An 822-nucleotide genomic window follows, 5' to 3' on the forward strand; every position below is an offset into this window, starting at 1 on the left:
GTGCTGGACCGCACCGGGCTGATTCTTGAGATCTTCGGCGAGCGCGCACGCACCAAGGAAGGCACGCTGCAGGTCGAACTCGCCCATCTCAACTACCAGAAGGGCCGCCTCGTGCGCAGCTGGACCCATCTGGAGCGCCAGCGCGGCGGCGCCGGCTTCCTCGGGGGCCCCGGCGAAACGCAGATCGAATCCGACCGGCGGCAGCTGCAGGAAAAGATCATCAAGCTGAAGCAGGAGCTGGAAACGGTGCGGCGCACGCGCGACCTGCACCGCGCCAAGCGCAGGAAGGTGCCGTTCCCGGTGGTGGCGATCGTCGGCTACACCAATGCCGGCAAGTCGACGCTGTTCAACCGGCTGACCGGGGCGGATGTGCTGGCGCAGGACATGCTGTTCGCCACGCTCGACCCGACGCTGCGCCGCGTGCGCCTCCCACATGGCACGCCGATCATCCTCTCCGATACGGTCGGCTTCATTTCGGACCTGCCGACGCATCTGATCGCGGCTTTCCGCGCCACCCTGGAAGAGGTGGTCGAGGCCGATCTTGTGCTTCATCTGCGCGACATTTCCGATCCGGACACTGCTGCACAAGCGGAAGATGTCGAGCGCATCCTGGCCGACCTCGGTGTCGACGCCGGCGACGCCAAGCGCGTGATAGAAGTGTGGAACAAGATCGACCGGCTCGACGAAGGCAACCGGACCCGGCTGCTTGCAGACGGCGCCGACGCCAACAAGGCGCCGCCGATTGCGGTGTCGGCGGTGACCGGCGAGGGCATCGATGCGCTGAAGGCGATCATCGAAAAACGGATGGCGGGGGAACTCGAA

The 822-nt window shown here is 65.9% G+C and carries 1 protein-coding gene; it reads left to right on the forward strand.

Features of this window, described 5'->3' with window-relative positions:
- Positions 1–822 (forward strand): GTPase HflX (gene hflX, locus EN939_RS36345; protein WP_127272066.1); only part of this gene is annotated, 822 nt, incomplete at both ends.

Source organism: Mesorhizobium sp. M7A.F.Ca.CA.002.05.1.1 (genome assembly GCF_003998335.1).
GTDB lineage: Bacteria > Pseudomonadota > Alphaproteobacteria > Rhizobiales > Rhizobiaceae > Mesorhizobium.